The organism is Pseudomonas sp. R1-1 (assembly GCF_051132135.1).
Classification (GTDB): Bacteria; Pseudomonadota; Gammaproteobacteria; order Pseudomonadales; family Pseudomonadaceae; genus Aquipseudomonas.
Genome location: NZ_CP071663.1, coordinates 1,973,569 through 1,995,173 on the forward strand (window position 1 = coordinate 1,973,569; position 21,605 = coordinate 1,995,173).

Here is a 21,605-nt window from a genome sequence, read left to right on the forward strand (position 1 = left end):
GCTAGCCCTGCCAGCGATTGAACACACCACAGATCTTGTTGTTTACCTGCGCCCCGCCACCACTGCATCCCGCCGACTGCCCGAAACCTTGCGGCAGTGCACCAGCGCATCACGAATCATGAAGTTGACCAGGGTCGGCGAGACGCCGAGTTCCTTGGCGATGTCCTTTTGCGGCACGCCGTGCAGGCGGTACATCTCGAACGCATAGCGTGTGCGGCTGGGCAGTTCGGTCAGGGCGTCGGCGATGTTTTCCAGGGTCGAGAAATTGATGTGCGAGGTTTCCGGCGAAGCACCCTGGATGACCACATTCAGCCCTTCCTCTTCAGGGCCGGAGTATTTCTGCTCGAGCGCCTGTTTGCGGTAGTGATCGATCGCGAGGTTGCGCACGATCTGGAACAGATAACTCAGTTGCGCCTTGATCGACGAGGTGATCGGTGGCGCCGATTGCAGGCGGAAAAACGCATCCTGCACCACATCCTCGGCGCGCGAACGACAACCGGTAATGCGCGCGGCGATCTTGACCAGAATCAGCCGATTGTCGACGAATGCCTGAAGTAGCGGTGAATCGCACCTGCTTGTGGATACTTGTTCCGTCATGGAAATCACCTTGCTGCCAAATTGGTTCGTGGGACGCCCCTGGGGGCAGGGCTGTCCTACACATCGAGCGACAAATTATGTTGAATGATAATGATTGTCAATTGAGAAAGAGAACTAATGCTGCAAGCAATTGTGTTTTGCGAACTGCGACACGCCGCCGCACCCCGGCCCCGTTGAGGGGCGCGGCTGGCGACTAATTATTTGCAGACGTCATCCGTTCTCATCTGTGAATGGCCGCGGGTATAGCTCCCCGGCCAGAGAGCATTCCGATGCCTTGCGCGGTCGGCACAGACCCGCCTCCGCAGGCCTTTTCGCAAGGCGTGACGCCGTAACCCGATTCCATCAGCAAGCCGAATTCAGGCAGGAAACCTCATGACCGACGCGTTCGAACTCCCCAGCACCCTGGTCCAAGCCCTTCAGCGCCGTGCGGCCCTGACGCCGGATCGACTGGCCTTGCGTTTTCTTGCCGAAAACCAGGAGCAGGCTGTGGTACTCAGTTATCGCGAACTCGATCAGCGGGCGCGGACCATCGCTGCCGCGTTGCAGGCGGAGGCCGAGGCGGGCGACCGCGCGGTGCTGCTGTTTCCCAGCGGCCCGGACTACGTCGCGGCGTTTTTTGGTTGCCTGTACGCCGGCGTGATCGCAGTGCCGGCCTATCCGCCAGAATCGGCGCGGCGTCATCATCAGGAACGCTTGCTGTCGATCATTGCCGATGCCGAACCACGCCTGTTGCTGACCAGCGCCGATCTTCGCGACGCCTTGCAGCAGATCGAAGGCGCGCCGCTGCTGCTGTGCGTCGACAGCCTCGACGAGGCGCAGGCAGAAAACTGGCTCGAGCCGACGCTGACTGCCGATCACATCGCCTTTCTGCAATACACCTCCGGCTCCACCGCATTGCCCAAAGGCGTGCAGGTCAGCCACGGCAATCTGGTCGCCAACGAACAGTTGATCCGCCACGGTTTTGGCATCGACGTCAATCCGGACGACGTGATCGTCAGCTGGCTGCCGCTGTACCACGACATGGGTCTGATCGGCGGTTTGCTGCAGCCGATCTTCAGCGGCGTGCCGTGCGTTTTGATGTCGCCGGCGTATTTTCTCGGTCGACCGTTGCGCTGGTTGGAGGCGATCAGCGAATACGGCGGCACCATCAGCGGCGGACCGGATTTTGCCTATCGTCTGTGCAGCGAACGGGTCAGCGATTCAGCCCTGGCGCGCCTCGACCTGAGCCGCTGGCGCGTGGCGTATTCCGGCTCCGAACCGATCCGCCTCGACAGCCTCGAACGCTTCGCCGAAAAATTTGCCGCGTGCGGTTTCAGCGCTGCGAGTTTCATGGCCTCGTACGGCCTCGCCGAAGCCACACTGTTCGTTGCTGGCACGCCGCGCGGCACCGGGATTCCAGCGTTGCGTGTCGACGATCAAGCCTTGGCGCAGAACCGCGCCGAACCGGGTGATGGCAGCGCGATCATGAGCTGCGGCATCAGCCAGCCGGGGCACGCGGTGCTGATCGTCGAGCCGAATTCGCTGGAACAACTGGCGGATAACGCCGTCGGTGAAGTCTGGGCCACCGGGCCGAGCATTGCTCACGGTTACTGGCGCAACCCCGAGGCCAGCGCCAAGACCTTCGTCCAGCACGCCGGCCGCACCTGGCTGCGTACCGGTGATCTGGGTTTTCTGCGCGACGGCGAGCTGTTCATCACCGGGCGCCTGAAGGACATGCTGATCGTGCGCGGTCACAACCTCTATCCGCAGGACATCGAGAAAACCGTCGAGAACGAAGTGGAAGTGGTGCGCAAGGGCCGCGTCGCCGCGTTCGCCGTCAATCATGAGGGCGAGGAGGGCATCGGTATCGCCGCGGAAATCAGCCGCAGCGTGCAGAAAATCCTCCCGCCGCAGGCGTTGATCAAGGCCATTCGCCAAGCGGTGGCCGAGGCGTATCAACAGGCGCCAAGCGTGGTGGTCCTGCTCAATCCGGGCGCCTTGCCGAAAACCTCCAGCGGCAAATTGCAGCGCTCGGCGTGCCGCAGTGGTCTGGCCGACGGCAGCCTCGACAGCTATGCGCTGTTCCCGTCGACGACGGCCGAATCCCAAGCCGCGCCCACCAGTGGCTCGGATCTGCAAGCGCGGATCGGGCAGATCTGGGCCGAGCAGCTGAACGTCGAACAGGTCGCCAGCGACGATCATTTTTTTCTGCTCGGCGGCAATTCGATTGCAGCCACGCAGGTGATCGCCCGGGTGCGCGAAGAACTCGCGCTGGAGCTGAACCTGCGGCTGCTGTTCGAGGCGTCAACCCTGTCGGCGTTCGCTGCTGCCGTGGCGCAACAGCAGCAGGCCGGCGGCAGAGCCCAAGGTGTAATCGCCGCGTTGCCGCGCAGCGAGCCGATGCCGCAGTCGCTGGCGCAAAACCGCTTGTGGATCACCTGGCAACTCGACCCGCACAGCAGCGCCTACAACATTCCGGGTGCCTTGCGCTTGCGCGGCGAACTCGACGAGGTCGCCCTGCGCGGCAGTTTTGAGCAACTGATCGAGCGCCACGAATCCCTGCGCACACGCTTCTTCGAGCGCGACGGCGTCGCCTTGCAACAAGTGCTGGCGGCAGGCGAGTTCGAACTGCAAATGATCGACCTCAGCGACGTGCCGGCCAACGAGCGCGAAGCCCGCGCTCAACAGATCCGCGAAGACCAGGCGCATACGCAGTTCGATCTGGAAAAAGGCCCGCTGCTCAGCGCGAGCCTGATTCGCCTCGACGACGAAGATCATCAATTGCTGGTGACGATGCACCACATCATCGCCGACGGTTGGTCGCTGAACATCCTGCTCGACGAGTTCTCGCGTCTGTATGCCGCCGCCAGCCAAGGCGCGACGGCTGACCTGCCAGCGCTGCCCACGCAGTACGCCGACTACGGCAACTGGCAGCGCCAATGGCTGGCACAAGGCGAGGGCGAACGGCAACTGGCGTACTGGCAAGCCCAACTGGGCGACGAGCACCCGGTGCTGGAACTGGCCACCGATCACCCACGCTCCGCCCAGCAAAAACACAGCGCAGCGCGGCATAGCCTGCGGCTGGAGGCGAGCCTCAGCGCAGCCATCCGCAACACAGCGCAGGCGCATGAATCGACCGCCTTCATGCTGTTGCTCGCCGCTTTGCAAAGCCTGTTGTACCGCTACAGCGGTCAGCGCGACATTCGCATCGGCGTGCCCAACGCCAACCGTCCACGGCTCGATACCCAAGGGCTGATCGGCTTCTTCATCAACACCCAGGTGCTGCGTGCGCAGATCGATTCACGCCAGTCGTTTGCCCAACTGCTGGCCGAGACACGCCTGGCGGCACTTGGCGCACAAGCGCATCAGGACCTGCCGTTCGAACAACTGCTCGAAGCCTTTCCGCAGGCTCGTGAACACGGTCTGTTCCAGGTCATGTTCAACCATCAGCAACGGGATCTGAGTGCGCTCAAGCGTTTGCCGGGGCTGCTCGCCGAAGAACTGCCGTGGCACAGCCGCGAAGCCAAGTTCGACCTGCAACTGCACAGCGAAGAAGACCGTAACGGACGCCTGACCCTGTCATTCGATTACGCCAGCGAACTGTTCGACGCGGCCACCATCGGGCGACTGGCCGAGCACTTCTGCAACCTGTTGCGTGATGTCTGCGAGCATCCGCAGCAGGCGATTGGCGATCTGCAATTGCTGGCGCCCGATGAGCAGCAACACCAGCAACAGTGGAGCGCAGAACCCTGCGCCCCGGCACAACGATGGCTGCCGCAACTGCTCAATCTTCAGGCAGGCCTGACCCCGCAGCGCACCGCGCTGGTGTGGGACGGCGGCAGCCTCGATTTCGCCGAACTGCATACGCAGGCCAACCGCCTCGCGCATTATCTGCGCGACAAAGGCGTCGGCCCGGATGTCTGCGTGGCGATCGCCGCCGAGCGTTCGCCGCAACTGCTGATCGGTCTGTTGGCCATCATCAAGGCTGGCGGTGCCTACGTGCCGCTGGACCCGGAGTACCCGGCCGAGCGCCTGGCCTACATGCTGCGCGACAGCGGCGTCGAATTGCTCCTGACCCAGACCCGACTGCTTGAGCGCCTGCCGGCCAGCGACGGCGTCAGTGTGATCGCCATGGACGCGTTGCACCTGGAAAACTGGCCGAGCCAGGCACCGGGTCTGCACCTGCATGGCGACAACCTCGCTTACGTGATTTACACATCGGGCTCCACCGGCCAGCCAAAAGGCGTCGGCAATACCCACGCGGCACTGGCCGAACGTCTGCAATGGATGCAGAACACCTACCGTCTCGATGAAACCGATGTGCTGATGCAAAAAGCGCCGATCAGTTTTGACGTCTCGGTGTGGGAGTGTTTCTGGCCTTTGATCACTGGTGCGCGGTTGTTGCTCGCCGGGCCCGGTGAACATCGCGATCCGCATCGCATCGCCCAGCTCGTGCAGCAGTTTGGCGTGACCACGCTGCATTTCGTGCCGCCGCTGCTGGCGCTGTTCGTCGACGAACCGCTGAGCGTCGAATGCACCAGCCTGCGCCGGGTTTTTTCCGGCGGTGAAGCGCTGCCCGCCGAACTGCGCAACCGCGTGCTGGCACAGTTGCCAGCGGTGCAATTGCACAACCGTTATGGCCCGACCGAAACCGCGATCAACGTCACCCACTGGCACTGCACCGCTGCCGATGGCCAGCGTTCGCCGATTGGCCGTCCATTGGGTAACGTGATCTGCCGCGTGCTGGATGCCGATCTCAATCCGCTGCCGGCCGGCGTGCCGGGCGAGTTGTGCATCAGCGGCATCGGTCTGGCTCGCGGTTATCTGGGGCGTCCGTCGCTGACCGCGGAACGCTTTGTCGTCGATCCACTGGGCGAGCAGGGCGCACGTTTGTACCGCACTGGCGACCGCGCACGCTGGACCCGTGACGGCGTGATCGAATACCTTGGCCGTCTCGATCAGCAGGTCAAGCTGCGCGGCTTTCGCGTCGAGCCGGAAGAAATCCAGGCGCGATTGCTCGCCCAGGAGGGCGTCGCTCAAGCCGTGGTGCTGGTGCGCGAAACGGCTGCCGGCGCGCAACTGATCGGCTACTTCACCGCTAGCGATGCCAGCGAAAATCACGATGAGCAGATCACTCGGCTGAAAGCCGCACTGGCCGCCGAGCTGCCGGAATACATGGTCCCGGCGCAGCTGCTGCGCCTCGACGCCATGCCGTTGAGCCCCAGCGGCAAACTCGACCGCCGCGCCTTGCCCGAGCCGCAATGGCAGCTGCGCGAGCACGTCGAACCGGTGACCGAACTGCAGCAGCAGATCGCCGCGATCTGGCGTGAAGTGTTGGGCCTGACCCGGGTCGGCCTGCGTGACGACTTCTTCGCCCTTGGCGGTCATTCGCTGCTGGCCACGCAAATCATCTCGCGTACCCGCCAGGCCTGCGACGTCGAGCTGCCGCTGCGTACGTTGTTCGAACACAGCGAACTCGGCGATTTCGCCGAGCAGGTTCGGCAGATTCAGCTCAGCGGGCGCACCAACGAACAGCCACCAATCGCCAAAGTCGATCGCAGCCAGGCGGTGCCGTTGTCCTATTCGCAACAGCGCATGTGGTTCCTCTGGCAGATGGAACCGGACAGCCCGGCGTACAACGTCGGTGGCATGGCGCGGCTGCGCGGCGTGTTACACGTCGAGCATTTTGAAGCAGCCCTGCAAGCGCTGATCCTGCGTCACGAAACCCTGCGCACCACATTCCCCAGCATCGACGGCGTAGCCCGCCAGCAGGTGCATGGCGAAACGGGCGTGCGCATGGGCTGGCAGGATTTCACCGGCTCTGCTGCTGACGTGCGTGAACAAAAGGTCCAGCAACTGGCTGACGAAGAAGCGCATCGGCCGTTCGATCTGGAAACCGGCCCGCTGCTGCGCGCCTGTCTGGTGAAGACCGCCGAGCAGGAGCATTACTTCGTCCTGACCCTGCACCACATCGTCACCGAAGGCTGGGCGATGGACATTTTCGCCCGCGAACTCAGCGCGTTGTACGAAGCCTTTGTCGATGAGCGCGAGTCGCCGCTCGAGCCGTTGCCAGTGCAGTATCTGGACTACAGCGTCTGGCAGCGCCACTGGCTGGAATCCGGCGAGCGTCAGCGTCAGCTCGACTACTGGACCGCGCAACTGGGCCGAGAACATCCGTTGCTGGAACTGCCGGGCGACCGTCCACGACCACCGGTACAAAGCCATCGAGGCGAACTGTTCCGCTTCGACCTGAGCGACGACCTCGCCGCGCGCGTGCGGGCATTCAATGCGCAACACGGTCTGACCCTGTTCATGACCATGACGGCTGCGCTCGCCACCTTGCTGTACCGCTACAGCGGCCAGACCGATCTGCGCATCGGCGCGCCGGTGGCCAACCGCATCCGCCCGGAAAGCGAAGGGCTGATTGGGGCGTTCCTCAATACCCAGGTGCTGCGTTGCCAGCTCGACGGCATGATGTCGGTCAGCGAACTGTTCGAGCAGGTACGCCACACAGTGATCGAAGGTCAGTCGCATCAGGACCTGCCGTTCGATCATTTGGTTGAAGCGTTGCAGCCGCCACGCAGTGCCGCGTACAACCCGTTGTTCCAGGTGATGTGCAACGTGCAGCGCTGGGAATTCCAGCAGAGCCGCAGTCTGGCCGGGATGACCGTCGAGTACCTGGCCAACGATGCCCGCGCGACCAAATTCGATCTCAACCTGGAAGTCACCGACCTCGACCAGCGTCTCGGTTGCTGCCTGACCTACAGCACCGATCTGTTCGACGAGCCGACCATCGCGCGCATGGCCAGACATTGGCGCAATCTGCTCGAAGCGCTGATCGCCGATCCGCAACAGCGTCTCAGCGAATTGCCGCTGCTCGATCAGCCCGAACAGCAGCACTTGCTCGACAGCCTGGGTGTCGAGGCGGGCGCGCACCGTCTCGACCAGTGCATTCATCACCTGTTCGCCGAACAGGCACTGGCGCGCCAGGACGCGCCGGCGCTGACCTTTGCCGGGCAGACCCTGAGCTACGCCGAACTCGACGCCCGCGCCAATCGTCTGGCCTGGGCCCTGCGCGAGCGCGGCGTCGGCCCGCAAGTGCGGGTCGGTCTGGCACTGGAGCGCTCACTGGAAATGGTCATTGGCCTGCTGGCGATTCTCAAGGCCGGCGGCGCGTATGTGCCGCTCGACCCGGAATACCCGCTCGACCGTCTGCACTACATGATCGAAGACAGCCGCATCGGTCTGCTGCTCAGCGATCGGGCAATGTTCGCCGCCCTCGGTGAGCTGCCGTCCGGCGTCGTGCGCTGGTGCCTGGAAGAAGACAGCGCGGCACTCGCCGATTACCCGGTGACCGAGCTGCCGTTGATCAGTCTGCCGCAGCATCAGGCGTACCTGATCTACACCTCGGGTTCGACCGGCAAACCGAAAGGCGTGGTGGTTTCCCACGGCGAAATCGCCATGCACTGCCAAGCGGTGATCGAGCGTTTCGGCATGCGCCCCGACGACTGCGAACTGCACTTCTATTCGATCAACTTCGACGCCGCGACCGAGCGGCTGTTGGTGCCATTGCTCAGTGGCGCGCAGGTGGTGCTGCGTGCGCAAGGTCAGTGGGACGCCGAGGAAATCTGCGGTTTGATCCGTGACCATCGGATCAATGTCCTCGGTTTCACGCCGAGTTATGGCAGCCAGTTGGCACAGTTCCTCGCCACGCAAGAGCAAATCCTGCCAGTGCGGATGATCATTACCGGCGGCGAAGCGCTGACCGGCGAACACCTGCAACGGATTCGTGCAGCCTTCAAACCGGCGCTGTTCTTCAATGCCTATGGCCCAACGGAAACCGTGGTCATGCCGTTGGCCAGTCTGGCGCCAGAGGTGCTGGAGGAGGGCGCCGGCAGTGTGCCGATCGGCAGCGTGATCGGTGCGCGCGTGGCGTACATTCTCGACGCTGATCTAGCGCTGGTACCGCAAGGTGCGACCGGTGAACTGTTTGTCGGTGGCGCGGGGCTGGCGCAGGCCTATCACGATCGTCCGGGGATCAGCGCCGAACGTTTTGTCGCCGATCCGTTTGCCGCTGCTGGCGGACGCATGTACCGCACCGGCGATCTGGTGCGCCAGCGAGCCGATGGGCTGGTGGAATATCTGGGGCGTATCGATCATCAAGTGAAAATCCGCGGTTTCCGCATCGAACTCGGTGAAATCGAAACCCGCCTGCTCGATCACGATTCGATCCGCGAAGCCGTGGTACTGGCGCTGGATGCGCCAAGTGGCAAGCAACTGGTTGGCTATCTGGTGACCGAAGTCGCCGAGCAAAGCGCAGCCAGCCAGGCCGAGCTGCGCGAAGCGCTGAAGGCCCATCTCAAGGCACAGCTACCGGATTACATGGTGCCGACCCACCTGATTCTGTTGGCGAGCATGCCGCTGACCGCCAACGGCAAACTCGACCGCCGCGCCTTGCCCGCGCCCGACCCTGAGCTTAACCGTCAGGATTATGTGGCGCCGAGCAATGAACTGGAGCAGAGCCTCGCGCTGATCTGGTGCGATGTGCTCAACGTCAAGCAGGTCGGTCTTAACGACAACTTCTTCGAACTCGGCGGTGATTCGATTCTGTCGATTCAGGTGGTCAGTCGCGCGCGTCAACAGGGCATTCATTTCAGCCCGCGGGATCTGTTCCAGCATCAGACCGTGCAGAGCCTCGCCGCCGTCGCCAGCCGCACCGAGCGGGTGACGGCCGAACAGGGTCTGGTGACGGGTGAATCACGTCTGACGCCGATTCAGCATTGGTTCTTCGACACCGACATTCCCCAGCGACAGCACTGGAACCAGGCGTTGCTGCTGGAGCCGAGCGCGGCGCTGCAAGCGCAGATTCTGGGGCAAGCGCTGCTGGCAGTAATCGAGCAGCACGATGCATTGCGTCTGCGTTTCGCCGAGGTCAATGGTCAGTGGCAAGCCACCCATGAACCGCTGTCCGCTGCGAATTTTTTCTGGCATCGCCGCGTCGAATCGATGGAGGCTTGCCAAGCCCTGTTCGCCGAGGCCCAGCGCAGCCTCGATCTGGCGCAAGGTCCGCTGTTGCGTGCGGTTCTGGTCGACGGCCCGCAAGGTCAGCAACGTCTGTTCATGGCAATTCATCACTTGGTGGTCGACGGTGTTTCGTGGCGCGTGTTGCTCGACGATGTGCAAACGGTCTATCGCCAACTCGATGCCGAGCAGCCGCTGCAACTGCCGGCGAAAACCAGCGCGTTCAAGGATTGGGCCGGGCGTTTGCAGGCCTACGCCGGCAGCGAATCCCTGCGCGAAGAACTCGGTTGGTGGCAGGCCCAACTGGCCGGCCCGAGTATCGATCTGCCGTGTGCGAACCCACACGGCGGGCGACAGCATCGTCACGCGCAAACCGTCAGCGTGCGCCTCGATGCCGAGCGTACCCGGCAACTGCTGCAACAGGCGCCAAGCGCTTACCGCACGCAGGTCAACGACTTGTTGCTGACCGCGCTGGCCCGCGTGCTGTGCCGTTGGACGGGCGAGGCGTCGGCGCTGATTCAATTGGAAGGCCACGGCCGCGAAACCCTGTTTGAAGACATCGATCTGACCCGCACGGTCGGCTGGTTCACCAGCGCTTACCCGCTGCGCCTGACGCCGTGTGCCAGTGAAGAAAGCGCCGGGCAGGGCGCGGCGATCAAAGCGATCAAAGAACAATTGCGTGCAGTGCCGCACAAAGGCCTGGGTTACGGTGTGCTGCGTTATCTGGCTGACGACGCCAGCCGTGCGAGCATGACCGCGCTGCCGAGCGCGCCGATCACCTTCAACTACCTCGGCCAGTTCGACCAAAGCTTCGCCAGCGATGCGCTGTTCCGTCCACTCGACGAGCCGCTTGGTGCCGCCCACGATCCGCAGGCGCCGTTGCCGAATGAGCTGAGTGTCGACAGTCAGGTCTACGGCGGCGAACTGCAGCTGCGCTGGACCTACAGCGCCGAGCGTTTCGATGCCAAGACCATTACCGATCTGGCCGATGCCTACCTGGCTGAGCTGCAAAACCTGATCGCCCATTGCCTGCAAGACGAGGCCGGCGGCCTGACGCCGTCGGACTTCCCGCTGGCGCAACTGACCCAGGCGCAACTCGATGCGCTGCCGGTGCCGGCTGCGCACATCGAGGATGTCTATCCGCTGACGCCGATGCAGGAGGGCATGCTGCTGCACACCTTGCTCGAACCGGGCACCGGTCTGTACTACATGCAGGATCGCTACCGCATCAACAGCGAACTCGACCCCGAGCGTTTTGCCCAGGCGTGGCAAGCGGTGGTCGCCCGGCATGAAGCGTTGCGTGCATCGTTCTGCTGGAACGTCGGCGAAGACATGCTGCAAGTGATCCACACGCCGGGTCGCACGCCGATCGAATATCTGGACTGGAGCGCCATCGCCGAAGCCGAGCAGGAACCGCAGCTGCAAGCGCTGCTGAAACGCGAGCGCGAGGCCGGTTTCGATCTGCTCGCTCAGGCGCCGTTTCATCTGCGCCTGATCAAGGTCGGCGCGGCGCGTTACTGGTTCATGATGAGCAACCACCACATCCTCATCGATGCCTGGTGCCGCTCGTTGCTGATGAACGATTTCTTCGAAATCTACAGCGCCCTCGGTGAAGGCCGCGAAGCGCAGTTGAGCACGCCGCCGCGTTATCGCGATTACATCGGCTGGCTGCAACGCCAGAGTCTGGCCGAAGCGCGGCAGTGGTGGCAGCAGAACCTGCAAGGGTTCGAGCGCACCACACCGATTCCGAGCGACCGTCCGTTCCTGCGTGAACATGCCGGTGAAAGTGGCGGAATGATCGTTGGCGACTGCTACACCCGCCTCAATGTCGAGGACGGTGCGCGGTTGCGTGAACTGGCGCAGGCGCATCAGCTGACGATCAATACGTTTGCCCAGGCGGCGTGGGCGCTGGTCTTGCGTCGCCTTAGCGGTGATCGCGACGTGTTGTTCGGTGTCACCGTGGCCGGGCGCCCGGTGGACATGCCGGAGATGCAACGCACCGTCGGTCTGTTCATCAACAGCATTGCGCTGCGCGTGCAGATGCCGGCAGACGATGAGCGCTGCAGTGTGCAGCAATGGCTGAGCGCGCTGCTCGACCGCAACATGCAGTTGCGCGAGTACGAATATTTGCCTTTGGTGAACATTCAGGAACAAAGCGAATTACCCAAGGGCCAGCCGCTGTTCGACAGCCTGTTCGTCTTCGAAAACGCCCCGGTGGAAGTCTCGGTGCTGGACCGCGCGCAGAGCCTCAACGCGACCTCGGATTCCGGCCGGACCCACACCAACTTCCCGCTGACGGCGGTGTGTTACCCGGGCGATGACCTCGGTCTGCACCTGTCGTATGACCAGCGCTATTTCGACGAATCGACGGTCGAACGCCTGCTCGCTGAGTTCAAGCGCTTGCTGCTGGCGCTGGTCGAGGGTTTCCATGGCGACATGGCCGAGCTGCCGCTGCTCGGTGCGCAGGAGGAGGATTTCCTCCTGCACGCTTGCAACCAGAGTGCGCAGGAATATCCGCTGGAGCAGAGCTACGTCGCGCTGTTCGAAGCGCAGGTCGCCGCGCATCCGCAACGCATTGCGGCCAGTTATCTCGATCAACAGCTGAGCTACGCCGAGCTGAACCAGCGCGCCAACCGCCTCGGTCACGCACTCGCCGCCGCCGGGGTGACATTCGATCAACCGGTGGCGCTGCTGGGCGAACGCAATCTCGACCTGCTCGGTATGATCATCGGCAGCTTCAAGGCCGGCGCCGGCTATCTGCCGCTGGACCCGGGCCTGCCGGGCCAGCGCCTGCAACGCATCGTCGAGCTGAGCCGCACGCCGGTACTGGTCTGCAGCGAGGCCTGCCGCAAACAGGCACAAGCGTTGCTCGATGAATGTGGTTGTGCGCATCGTCCACGGCTGCTGGTCTGGGAAGACCTCCAGGCGGCGGCGACATCGACGGACAATCCCGGCCTTTACAGCGGCCCGGACAACCTCGCCTACGTGATCTACACCTCGGGCTCCACCGGGTTGCCGAAAGGGGTGATGGTCGAGCAGCGCGGCATGCTCAACAACCAGTTGAGCAAGGTGCCGTATCTGCAGCTGAGCGAAACCGATGTGATCGCGCAGACCGCTTCGCAAAGTTTCGACATTTCGGTCTGGCAGTTCCTCGCCGCGCCGTTGTTCGGCGCGCGGGTCGACATCGTGCCGAACAGCATTGCTCACGATCCGCAAGGTTTGCTGACGCATGTGCAAGCGCAGGGCATCACTGTGCTGGAGAGCGTGCCGTCGCTGATTCAGGGCATGCTTGCTTCCGAGCGCCTGAGCCTGGATGGCTTGCGCTGGATGCTGCCAACCGGTGAAGCAATGCCACCGGAGCTGGCGCACCAATGGCTGCTGCGTTACCCGGACATTGGTCTGGTCAACGCCTATGGCCCGGCCGAGTGCTCGGACGATGTGGCGTTCTTCCGTGTCGACATGGCATCGACGCGCGGCAGCTATCTGCCGATCGGTACACCGACCGATAACAACTTGCTGTACCTGCTCGACGGTGCGCTGGAGCTGGTGCCGTTGGGCGCGGTGGGTGAACTCTGCGTGGCCGGCACCGGTGTCGGTCGCGGTTATGTCAGCGATCCGCTACGGACTGCGCCGGTATTCGTACCGAACCCGTTCGGTGCGCCGGGCGAGCGTCTATATCGCACCGGTGACCTGGCGCGGCGGCGCAGCGATGGCGTGCTGGAATATGTCGGCCGCGTTGACCATCAGGTGAAAATCCGTGGCTACCGCATCGAGCTGGGCGAGATCGAAGCACGCCTGCATGAACAGCCGGAAGTGCGCGACGGCGCAGTCGGTGTGCAGGAGGGGGCTAACGGCAAACATCTGGTGGGTTACCTGGTCGCAGCGGATTCCACACTGAACCCGAACGAACGCCTGGAGCGAATCAAACAGCGCCTGCGCGCCGAACTGCCGGAATACATGGTGCCGTTGCACTGGCTGTGGCTCGATCGACTGCCGCTCAACGCCAACGGCAAGCTCGACCGCAAAGCCTTGCCAACGCTGGAAATCGGCCAGTTGCACAGCCACGACTACCTGGCGCCGCGCAATGAGCTGGAGCAAACGCTGGCGGATATCTGGGCCGAGGTGCTCAAGGTCGACAAGGTCGGCGTGCGCGACAACTTCTTCGAACTGGGCGGGCATTCGTTGCTGGCCACGCAGATTGCCTCGCGGGTGCAGAAAGCCCTGCAACGTGACGTGCCGCTGCGGGCGATGTTCGAGTGCAGCACGGTGGAGGAGTTGGCCGAGTACATCGATGGACTGGGAGCGAGTGACATCACCGAAGAGAAGGTTGATCGGCTCAATGATCTGATGGCGGCGCTGGAGGGGCTTTGATTATTTAGTGTCTGAACCGGCGCCATCGCAAACAGGCTCACTCCTACAAGTTGGAATGCGTTCCCCTGTAGGAGTGAGCCTGCTCGCGATGGCGTCAGTAAATTCAACACAAATCAACCGGTAAGTGACTGTACATTTCGATCCTTGACGATCAGCAACCGGCAGCTCAGTCTGCCGGTTCTGTTTATTCTCGCGAGGGATGCTCGATGCCTTTTTTCACGGTTGACGGACAAGCGCTGCATTACACCGATCAAGGCGCTGGCCCCGCGGTGCTGCTGGCCGGCAGTTACTTGTGGGATCACGCCATGTGGGCGCCGCAGATCGCCGCGCTGGTGCCGCACTATCGGGTGATTGCGCTGGACCTGTGGGGCCATGGCGAGTCGGGGCGGTTGCCGGAAGGCACCTCGTCACTGGATGACATCGCCCGTCAGGCGCAAGCCTTGCTCGACCATCTGCAGATCGACCGCGTCACGCTGGTAGGCCTGTCGGTCGGCGGCATGTGGGGCGTGCGCCTGGCGCTCTCGGCGCCGCAGCGACTCAACGGTCTGGTGCTGATGGACACCTATGTCGGCGTCGAACCCGAGCCGACCCGCCAGTACTATTTCTCGCTGTTCAAGCAGATCGAAGACAGCGGCGAGATTTCCGAACAACTGCTCGATATCGTCGTGCCGATCTTCTTCCGTCCGGGCATCGATCCGCAGTCGGCGCTGTATCAGGATTTCCGCGCGAAACTGGCGGCGTATTCCTCGGATCGACTGCGCGACAGCATCGTGCCGATGGGGCGTATCACCTTTGGTCGCGATGACTTGCTGCCACGCCTGGGTGAGCTGGACGCAGCATCGACGCTGGTGCTGTGCGGGGATCAGGACAAGCCACGGCCACCAGCGGAAGCCCGGGAAATGGCTGAGTTGATCGGCTGTCCATGCGTGCTGGTGCCGGAGGCGGGGCATATCTCCAATCTGGAGAATCCGCAGTTTGTCACTGAAGCACTGCTTGCGTTTCTGGCCGAGCACAACTGATACACCGGGTGATCCCAATCGCGAGCAGGCGAAGGCCTACAGTTGATCGCATTTGTGCTGGAGGAATGCGATCAACTGTAGGCCTTCGCCTGCTCGCGATGAGGCCAGTCCAGGCAACGCAAGGCCAGGGTTATTTCGGCCCCAGAATCTTCACCAGTTTCTCCGCCGTCGGCGCCCCTTGCTGCTGTTGCAGCTCACCCTTGTCATCCATATAGAAGATCGCCGGTGTTGCCTGCAACTCAAGGTCTTCCATCAACTGCATGTTCGCCGCCAGTTTGGTCTGCACTGCCACTGGAATATCCTTCAAGGCTTTGAGCGAGCTGCCCTTGCCAGCCTTTTCGTGGTCTTCCAGTGCCTTGGCCGGGTCTTTCGCCGCCAGCAGCGCCGCCGATTTGCCCGGGCTGTCTTCGCGAATGATGCCGACCATGATGTGGCGCAATTGCACCTTGCCGGCCTTCACCCACGGCCGCGCCTGCTCCCAGAACATGTTGCAGTACGGGCAGTTCGGATCGCTGAACAGGTACACCGTGCGCGGTGCGTCCTTGTTGCCGTCCTGAATCCAGTTGCTCGCTTCGAACCTGGCCCAGACTTCCTTGGCCATCGGCGCATAGACCAGTTTTTGCAGCGGCTCGCTGCTCAGGTCCTTGCCGTCGGCGTCGTACAGGTTACCCAGCAGAACGTGCTTGCCGTCCGGCGTCAGGTACAGCGCCATGCCGCGATTCTGGTATTGCGCCGCATAACCGCGCAGACCATCGGGTGCGTCGAACTGGCCGACAATTTTCGCGCCCTTGGCTTCGATCTGCTTGATCGCGGCGGGCAGTTCTTCGGCAGCCTGCACCGACGGCAATTGCAGCAGGGCGCCGCTCAGGGTCAAGGTCAGCAGGTGGCGGAGGCGGGGCATGGCAGTTTCCTTGCAGAGGTGGCCGGTGCGGTGGCCGGATTCGAATGGGCGATCGGTGTGTCGAAGTTTTCCAGCGCGCGGGCAAGGCTGGCGTTCGACAGTTCACCGAGGTGGCTGCTCAGCAGAAGACCGTCGGGGCTATAGAACAGCGTAGTCGGCAATGCCATTGAACCCACGGCCTGGCCGAGGCGACCGCTGCGGTCGAACAGGACGTTGTTCAGGCTCAGCCCCTGGGTTTCGAGGAAAGTCGCCACGCTTTGCATGCTTTCGGCCTGGTTGACGAACAGGAACGTCAGGTCCGGACGTTGTTGCTGGGCATTTTCCAGCACCGGCATTTCGCGCCGGCACGGCGGGCACCAGGTCGCCCACAGATTGATCACCAGCGGCCCGCCCTGATAATCGCTGAGCTGGATGGTTTCCCCGGCCGCGTTGCGCAGGCTGATGTCCGGCAGACGGGTACCTTGCTCGTAAATATTCAGCGACAGCGTCGCCAGCAGCCAGAACGCCACGCCGCTGGCCACGCCGAAACCCAGCGGTCGACGCAGCCCGGGACGGCGCCAGCCGCGATACAGCGCCGCCAGCAACAGCACGATCACCCCCGGCCAGGCGAGGAAACCGCCGTCACGCAGGTCGATGATCTGCCACGGGTCAGTGCGATAGTGCGACCAGTACAGCGCGACAAAGGCCACCCGCGCGGCGAGCATGCCCAGCAGAAACAGGCTGAACAGTGCCGACTCGGGGTTATCGCCACCGCGCTTGGCCACCCGCCAGCCGACAAACGTCGCCAGCGCCAGGGCGCTGATCAGCAGCAGATGATTGAGCGCGATGGCAAAGGTGCCGAGGGTGAGAGTGAGCATTAATGGGCGTCTCGGGTAGCGTTCCAGCGTTGCAGGAATGTATCGGCATCGACTTCGCCGGTAATCCGCTGGCTGCGGCGTTCTTCACCATCGGGGCCGATCCAGACGAAACTCGGTGGCCCCGGCACTTTATAGCGGCTGAGCAGCTCACGGCTGGCGGCATTGTCAGTGGTGACATCGAGGCGCAGCAGGCGCACATCAGTCAACGCCTGCATCACATTGGCCTTGCCGAACACCTGCTTCTCCATGACCTTGCACGACACGCACCAGTCGGCGTAGTAGTCGAGCAATACCCACTGGCCCTGCGCCTTGGCCGCGTCGAGTTCGCGTTGCAGCGCCGCCGGCTCGTTGATCGTGGTGAACGCCTCATGCCCGGCAGGCGCCGCTGAACCGGCACGGCCAGCGCTGTAGACCTGCAATGGTTGATACGGGTCGTCGCTGCCGCCGGCTGCGCCAATCACCAGCAGACTGCCCCACAACCCGAGCAGCAACGACGTGCCGCCGAACAACTGCGCGACGCGGCCGAAACCTGCGGACTGTTTCCAGGCGCAGAACGCGGCGATCAACAGCAATGCACCGCACAGGCCCAGCCACAACGACGTATCGAGTACCGGGCGCAACATCAACAGCGCAGTGGCAAGAAAGAGGAAACCGAACACGCCTTTGAGCATGTTCATCCACGCGCCGGGTTTGGGCAGGAAGCGGTTGCCCACGGTCACCAGCAACAGCAACGGCACACCGATACCGATGCCCAGCGAGAACAGAATCAAACCACCGTGCAAGGCATTGCCGGTCTGCGCGATATACAACAGCGCGCCGGCCAGCGGAGCGGTCATGCATGGGCCGACCAGTAGACCGGACAGCGCACCGAGCACCCCGGCGCCGATCAGGCTGCCACCGCTGCGACTGCGCGAGGCGTGTTCGAGGCGATCACGCAGGGCCACCGGCAGTTGCAGTTCGAAAAAGCCGAACATCGGCAGGGCCAGGATCACGAAAATCGCCGCGAACGTGCCGAGCAACCAAGGGTTCTGCAACCACGCCTGCAGGTTCGCCCCGAGCAGCGCAGCAATCACGCCCATCGCGGCATAGACCAGTGCCATGCAGATCACATAGCTGCCGGCCAGAGCAAAACCGCGCCGCGGTGTGGCGCCGCTACCGACCACCATTCCGGCGAGAATCGGCAGCATCGGCAAGGTGCAAGGAGTAAAGGCCAGCAGCAGACCGAGGCCGAAGAACACCAGCAGGCTCCAGCCCAGGGCGCGCTGTTGCAGGCTGCTCGCCAGTGCCTCGTCCGCTGCCTGCGCGCCCGGCGCCACGGCCGCCTTGCCGCCAAGATCAATCACGCGGGTTTGCGGTGGATAACACAAACCGGCATCGGCGCAGCCCTGATAGCTGACCTTGATCTGACCGCTGGCCGCCGCCGGAATTTTCACTTCCAGACCCTGACGGTAGACCGGTTGCTCGCCGAAGAACTCGTCGCTGTGGGATTCGCCCTCAGGCAGCGTCGGCTGCTGATCGGCGGTGAGCCCGTCGAACTTCAAGCGTTTCTGATACAGGTAATAGCCGTCGCTGATCTGCCAGAACAGCTGGGTTTCCCCGGATTCAAGACGTTCGGACGTGAGCACGAAGGCTTTGTCGACCGGCAAGAACTCCGGTTTGGTATCGAATGGATTGTTTCCTGCCTGGGCCAGACCCGAGATCAAGAGCGCGAATAACAGAAAGAAATGACGCATGGAGGAGCCTTGTCCCTGTGCAAGTGAGCGCAGAATGGGCGGCGGCGATTAACCGATAATTAACCCGTATCGTACAAGGCTCTCTGCGGATCGGCCAATCAGCCGCGCAGCAGTCCGGGCCAGTTCGCTTCGTTGATCGTGTGCGGGCCGGAGACCAGTCGGTCGCTCTGGATGTTGTAAACCAGATACTGGTTGTTGGTCAGAAAGATGTACCAGTAGCTGTCGGCGAACGTCCGGTCATTTTGTGCGGCGGTAACGATGCGGTCTTTGTAGGGCTTCAATACCCCCAGTTGATATTCGCCGAACGGCTTGCGCGTCAGGGTTTTTGCTCGGTAATTGAACGACAGATAATGGCCGTCATTGAGGATGAAGCGAAACAGAAACGCTTGCCCGGTCAGTTGGAACCAGGTGCCGGCAATGATCTGATCGAAGTACGGCAGGATCGGTTTCCAGATCGAATCGGCGACTTTCTGAAAACTGTCTACTGCATCTTTATCCTGATTGTACTTGCAGACCATGGGCGTTGAACCCTGGTAATGGAATAACCACGCGATGTCTTCGTCGCCCGGGGCGTTGAAGCCGATTGACGTGGTGGTAAAACCGAAGCGCAAGTCTTTGATGAACGGGTCGAACTTATCCCAGCTGCCTGCCGTAGAGGCCGGGTAATTATCTGGGACCTTATTGGCGCCCAGATCGAAGCGAGAGTAGGTCTCGCTGTCTTTGAAAAAGAAATAAATGCGATCCGGGCCGGCGCGCCAGTCGATGGCGACAAAATTTTTTAGTTGAGGCATCTGTAGTAAGTCCTTTTAACAAATGGGGGTGGAACTTCAACGTCAAGGCTAAAACAGCGCTGTTCGCCGAAACAGGCGCAAAGTGTTTCCGTATCGGTGTACATATTTAATAAGGTTTCCGGTCTGCCTTGCCTTTCCCCAGGTTCGGCTTCCCGTCAATGCTGCTGACGGCCATAATTGCCGCTTAATCCTCGCCTGCTTCACTCGCCTTTTTATTTTCGGAGCGCCCATGCACGTACTGGTTTGCGAAGACGATGAGCTGATCGCCAGCGGCATCGTTGCCGGCCTCACGGCTCAGGGTTTGACGGTAGAACACGTCAACACCGCATCGAAAGCGCGGGCGATGCTCAAGGTCGCCGAATTCGACGTGATGGTGCTCGACCTCGGTCTGCCCGACGAAGATGGCCTCAAGTTGCTCCAGCAATTGCGTCAGGGCGGGCTGGAGATTCCGGTGCTGATACTGACCGCGCGCGATTCGGTGACCGACCGCGTCGACGGCTTGCAGGCCGGGGCGGACGATTACCTGCTCAAACCCTTTGATCTGCGTGAGTTGTTCGCGCGTCTGCAAACCCTGTTGCGTCGGGTGGCCGGACGCAGCGTCAACCTGATCGAGCACGGCGCACTGACCTACGACCCGAGCAGCCGCGAAACCACTCTGGCCGGGCAACCGGTCGACCTGTCGCGGCGCGAGCAGTCACTGCTTCAGGCGCTGTTGCACAATCGTGGCCGGGTGCTGTCCACCGAGCAATTGAAGGACAGCGTCTACGGTTTCAACGATGAACTGGAAAGCAACGCACTGAACGTGCACATCCATCATCTGCGCAGCAAGCTGGGCAAGGGCATCGTCGAAACCGTGCGCGGTCTGGGCTATCGTCTTGGTCCGGCCGACGGTGGAGAGCAAGGCAAGTGATGAGTCTGCGGTTGCGCCTGAGCCTGACCCTCGGCGCCGCGTTTGCGTTGATCTGGGCGCTGGCGGCGGCGTGGATGCTCAGTGATCTGCGCAATCAGATGATGTTTTCCCTCGATCAGCGACTGGTCGCATCGGCGCGGATGGTCGCCGGCCTGCTCGAGCAGTTGCCAGCGCTGCCGAGCAAAGGCGAGGGCACTCATTTCAGCGCCGAGCAACTGAATATTCCCGGCGGCATGGCCTGTCAGGTCAGTTCCTTGCGCGGGGAAATCCTTGCCCGCAGTCATAACAATCCGGACCAGGCGCTGGAAGCCGAGAAAATGGGCTTTCACGATCAGATGATCGACGGCGCACCGTGGCGCAGTTTCACCCTCGCGCGGGGTGATGTGCGGATTACCACAGCCGATCGGCAGATCGAGCGTGAGGCGCTGAACATGTCGATCCTGTTGGCGGCGTCGGTGCCGGTCGGTGTGGCGCTGCTCGGTTGTCTGTGCCTGTTGTGGCTGGGCATCGGCCAGGGGCTGGCGCCGCTCAACCGCTTGCGTGAAGCGCTGATGCGGCGCAACGCCGATTCGCTTGAGCCGTTGCAGATTCAGGCGTTTCCCAGCGAATTGAAACCGCTGCTGGAAACCCAGAACCAGTTGTTCCAGCGCATCGGCAAGACCCTCGAACGCGAACGACGCCTGACCGGTGACGCCGCACATGAACTGCGCAGCCCGCTGACCGCGATCAAGACCCACCTGCAAGTTGCCCGAATGACCGACGGCAACGCCCGCGATCAATCGTTGGCGCGGGCCGAGGAGGGCGCCGATCGCCTGCATCGTACCCTCGAGCAGTTGTTGTTGCTGGCGCGGGTCGAGGGCAGCCTGTCGTTCGACGACGGCTCGCAATACAGCGCCGAACAAGTCGCGCGCCTGGCGATTCAGGACGCCACCGGCGGCGAGCGCACGCGCATTCAGCTGCAACTGCCGACAGATTTGTCGACAGCGCCGCTGCAAATGCCCGCCGCACTGGCGATTGCCGCGCTGCGTAATCTGCTCGACAACGCCCTGCGCCATACCGCCGAGGACTGCAGGGTCGATCTGAGTCTGGTAACCGTCGGCAACCGTGTGCGCTTCGTCGTCCGCGATCATGGTCCGGGGATTGCCCCGGATGATCTGCAATACCTGACGCAACGCTTCTGGCGCAACGGCCAGAGCACCGGTTGTGGCCTCGGCCTGGCGATCGTTCAGGCGATCGTCCAGCGCTGCGACTGTGCGCTGCATTTCGACAGCCGCGCCGATGGGTTGCGTGTTGAACTGACCATGCCGTTGCAACGCGTCTGAACCCTGTACAAATCCCCTGTAGGAGCGAGCCTGCTCGCGATAGCGTCCGGTCAGTCGATGATGCGGTCGACTGACGCAACGCCATCGCGAGCAGGCTCACTCCT

General features: G+C 62.5%; 9 protein-coding genes. 4 read left to right on the forward strand and 5 right to left on the reverse strand.

Translation table 11 applies throughout. From position 1 onward, the window contains the following. Positions 1-42: 42 nt before the first annotated feature. Positions 43-597, reverse strand: coding sequence for an RNA polymerase factor sigma-70 (locus J3P75_RS09090; RefSeq protein ID WP_434709980.1), 555 nt, complete (start codon positions 595-597; stop codon positions 43-45). Positions 598-969: 372 nt separating this feature from the next. Between J3P75_RS09090 and J3P75_RS09095 the strand changes: the two genes are divergently transcribed. Both J3P75_RS09095 and J3P75_RS09100 read left to right on the forward strand, forming a co-directional pair. Next, on the forward strand, positions 970-13,968 hold the full coding sequence (locus tag J3P75_RS09095; RefSeq protein WP_434709981.1) for a non-ribosomal peptide synthetase: 12,999 nt from the start codon (positions 970-972) through the stop codon (positions 13,966-13,968). Between the two features lie 206 nt (positions 13,969-14,174). After that, positions 14,175-14,987, forward strand: a complete 813-nt coding sequence (locus tag J3P75_RS09100; RefSeq protein ID WP_434709982.1) for an alpha/beta fold hydrolase — start codon at positions 14,175-14,177, stop codon at positions 14,985-14,987. 130 nt (positions 14,988-15,117) lie between these two features. Here J3P75_RS09100 and dsbG read toward each other — a convergent pair whose 3' ends face one another. The 4 genes from dsbG to J3P75_RS09120 form a co-directional block, all read right to left on the reverse strand. Continuing rightward, positions 15,118-15,888 (reverse strand): thiol:disulfide interchange protein DsbG, encoded by a 771-nt coding sequence (gene dsbG, locus J3P75_RS09105; protein WP_434709983.1) that lies wholly within the window; start codon positions 15,886-15,888, stop codon positions 15,118-15,120. Further along, positions 15,864-16,745 carry a prolipoprotein diacylglyceryl transferase family protein gene (locus J3P75_RS09110; protein ID WP_434709984.1) on the reverse strand — a complete coding sequence of 294 codons (882 nt, stop codon included), beginning with the start codon at positions 16,743-16,745 and terminating at the stop codon, positions 15,864-15,866. The genes dsbG and J3P75_RS09110 overlap by 25 nt, the downstream gene beginning before the upstream one ends. Next, positions 16,745-18,478, reverse strand: coding sequence for a protein-disulfide reductase DsbD (gene dsbD / locus J3P75_RS09115; RefSeq protein WP_434709985.1), 1,734 nt, complete (start codon positions 18,476-18,478; stop codon positions 16,745-16,747). The genes J3P75_RS09110 and dsbD overlap by 1 nt, the downstream gene beginning before the upstream one ends. Positions 18,479-18,576: 98 nt before the next feature. After that, the gene (locus J3P75_RS09120) at positions 18,577-19,269 is read right to left on the reverse strand and encodes a hypothetical protein (RefSeq protein ID WP_434709986.1); all 693 of its coding nucleotides are present in this window, start codon (positions 19,267-19,269) and stop codon (positions 18,577-18,579) included. A gap of 229 nt (positions 19,270-19,498) precedes the next feature. Between J3P75_RS09120 and J3P75_RS09125 the strand changes: the two genes are divergently transcribed. Further along, positions 19,499-20,179: a response regulator gene (locus J3P75_RS09125; protein ID WP_203418838.1), complete on the forward strand. Its 681-nt coding sequence runs from the start codon at positions 19,499-19,501 to the stop codon at positions 20,177-20,179. Continuing rightward, positions 20,179-21,501, forward strand: a complete 1,323-nt coding sequence (locus J3P75_RS09130) for an ATP-binding protein (RefSeq protein WP_434709987.1) — start codon at positions 20,179-20,181, stop codon at positions 21,499-21,501. The genes J3P75_RS09125 and J3P75_RS09130 overlap by 1 nt, the downstream gene beginning before the upstream one ends. Positions 21,502-21,605: the final 104 nt, after the last annotated feature.